Source organism: Streptomyces sp. NPDC058619 (genome assembly GCF_042717785.1).
Taxonomy (GTDB): Bacteria; Actinomycetota; Actinomycetes; order Streptomycetales; family Streptomycetaceae; genus Streptomyces.
On record NZ_JBHXQN010000137.1, the window covers coordinates 1 to 2,802 of the forward strand.

The window sequence follows — 2,802 nt, forward strand, 5'->3', positions numbered from 1 at the left end:
CCGGACGGACGCGACGGAAACGCCGCGCGGGGTTCTCCGGTGGGGCGCCGGGTGTGCGGCCTCCGTCGCGGCCCTGCTGGCCAAGGCCGCACCCCGTATCCGGCTCCTGATCCGAACGCCTGCGCGGGTCCTTCCGTGCTTGAGAAGATCCGCCCGGGGAAGCCGTCTCGATTCGCACCTGGAGGGACCCATGCACCACGCGCGTGCGTTATCTGCACTGGCCGCCACCCTCGTGGCCGCGCTGCTGGCCGTCTCGGGATGTTCAGGGGGCGGCGAGCCCGCCGCCCAGGTCCCGTCTCCCTCGCCCTCCGGGCTCGTGCACTACACGCCCGCCACCGGCTCCGCCGCCCCGCCGGCGAGCCCGCCGCCCACCGCGCCCAAGGAGTGCGTGCAGACCGCCGGAATGAGCGTCGAGCAGCTGACCGGCTACCTGAAGGAACTCCGCAGCACCAGCGGCAACTACCAGACCAAGGGCCTGACGCTGGACTCCTCCGGCCTGAACTTCACCCCGGAGGACATCAAACGCCCGTGCGAGGCGGTCTCGGTGAAGCTCGCTCACTACTGGGTCGAGATGAAGAAGACGCGCGAGGCCGACGTCATCAGCGGCGCCCGCTACGAATACTCGTACACCCTGATCGGCATCGCCTCCCACGCGGCTGGCCCGCAGGACGGCCGGGTGCCCGACACCGCGCCGCCGGGGCCCTCGGCCTGTCGTGGCACGGTCTCTGTGACCTACCTCGGCGAGGACCTCCCGCTACGGGCTCTGCCGTACGACCTGAAACTGGTCGACACCACCGCCCCCGTCCCGGTCGAGGTGGACGGCGACGGCGTGCTGTCCGCGATCTACGTGTCGCCCCCCCACCCGGATTCGTGCTGACACCGAAAGACGGCGGCCACGAGGGTGCCCGGCGAGCTGATCGTCGGCAGGCGCCTGTTCGAACTGCGCGTTCCAAGATCGGGTCTAAAACACCGCCTAGCGGCCACGGCCCTCATTGCCGGGAACCCGGATTGCTCCTGGCAGAGTGAGTTCGCTCCGACGCCGTAGCGGCAATACGGCTGACGGCTTCTCTGCACTTATCCAGCTGGGGGTTGGTCAGCGGCGTTTTATCCCCGGGTCACGGGGCCGACCGGCGTCCTGAGCTGGCGAGGAGTTGCACCTCGGCGGCGGAGCAGGCGTGGCGTTCTACAACAATGCGGCCTGATCGGGCGTGAGCCCCGGTGGCAGCCTCTCGGGGGTGCTTCGCACGATTCGAGAGGGTTTTCGCGAATGGCGACCTGCGGAGACTTGATCGCTTCCGGGGCTCGCTAGAACTCTCGCGGATGGTCCTGTGCGGGAAACGCTGGATGCGCACGGCTGGACTCTCTCGCCTGGCATGGGGTGCCAGGCCGACGTGCGCCCCGTGACCGCGCCGGAGTGACCCCGCACGCGCCCGCTACACAGCGTAGTAGGACGTGACTGTCTGTGGTCGAGGCTGGTTGTATTGGCCGCGGAAGCAGCGCGGTCGTGCCCGCCCTGGCAGGCGTCTGGGCCAGCGCGTCATAGGTGGCCAGCCATCCGACCTGGAGCGCCAGCAGGTCGGCAGGAAAACGGAATGACTCCACCCGCCCAGTAAAACACGTGTTCGATTTATTGTGAGAGGTCAATCCCGGCACTGACGGCGGGTCGTCCGTCCGTCAGCACCCCGTTCACCGTGCGTCCTCCGGGGTGTGCGGCCGGCTCTTCGGTGGCCGGGGACTGGCGACGGCGTCACGGCCGAGCCGCAACACAAAGCGTTCCCGGCCGGCGGAGAACCCCCGGCCGGGGCTGGCGCCGGCTACAGGGCGGGCCACTGGGCGACGTCGCTGACCTCAGCCACCAGCGCCTCGACGTTCGCGGCGAAGTCGTAGAAGCAGAACCCGACGTCATACGCCTCGCGGGTCGTGGGGCAGGTGCCATCCGGGTGGATGATGCAACGCAGCATCGGCGGCCCGAACAGGCAGCACCGCGGATCCCCGATCGGCCGCTCGGACTACGCCACCCCGCTGTATGACCTGTTCGATGCCCTCGACACCGTGTGGACATCGTGGATGCGCGACATCCGCCTCGCCCGCGCGCGCGTGATCGTCCCCACCGGCTACCTCCGCAGCGAGGGACCGGGCAAGGGCGCCACGTTTGAGGACCGCGAGGTAGACGAGCAGCTCAACATGCCGCCCAACGAGGGCACGGGCATCACGCTGAACCAGTTCGCTATCCGGGTCGACGAGCACCAGCGGCGCGCCGAAGCGCTCATGAGGCAGGCCGCCCAGTCGGCCGGCTACTCCGCGCAGAGTTTCGGCCTGCACGGCCAGGACGAGGCGATCACCGCCACCGAGTCCGACAGCCGCGACCAACGCAGCATGGTGACCCGGAAGAAGAAGGCCGGCTACTGGCGGCACGGCGCTGCCGACATGCTGCACGTCATGCTGTGGCTCGACACCGTCCAATTCGGCAGCGCTCTCGCTCCCGAGCGCCCGAGCGTCGAGTTCGGCGACGGGATCGCGGAGTCGGAGCAGCAGACCGCTACGACGCTCGACCTGCTCGCCCGCGCCGGGGCCGTGTCCACCGGAACGAAGGTGCGCATCCTGCACCCCGAGTGGGACGACACGCTGTACGGGCCGAGGTTGCGGCGATCCTCGCCGACACCGGAGCAGCCGCCCCAGACCCTGTGGGGGCCTTTCCGCTGGTTGCCTAGTAGGGCTTGGTCAGGTCGGTTGTGGTTGAGCGTGTCCTTCTGGCCCGGTGTTGCGTTGAGGGGGCGTGACTCCGGACGAGATTGTGTCTGT

Annotated in this window: 2 protein-coding genes and 1 pseudogene; 2 read left to right on the top strand and 1 reads right to left on the bottom strand. The window is 69.2% G+C overall.

Features of this window, described 5'->3' with window-relative positions; all coding sequences use genetic code 11:
- Positions 1–190 precede the first annotated feature (190 nt).
- Positions 191–877, top strand: a complete 687-nt coding sequence (locus ACFWTC_RS38685; RefSeq protein WP_384075147.1) for a hypothetical protein — start codon at positions 191–193, stop codon at positions 875–877.
- Positions 878–1,814: 937 nt separating this feature from the next.
- On the opposite strand, the gene ACFWTC_RS38690 is transcribed toward ACFWTC_RS38685, so the two are convergent.
- Positions 1,815–1,961 (bottom strand): hypothetical protein, encoded by a 147-nt coding sequence (locus ACFWTC_RS38690; protein WP_384030687.1) that lies wholly within the window; start codon positions 1,959–1,961, stop codon positions 1,815–1,817.
- Between ACFWTC_RS38690 and ACFWTC_RS38695 the strand changes: the two are divergent.
- A pseudogene (locus ACFWTC_RS38695) lies at positions 1,945–2,802 on the top strand (hypothetical protein); the annotation flags it as partial. The gene ACFWTC_RS38690 and the pseudogene ACFWTC_RS38695 overlap by 17 nt on opposite strands.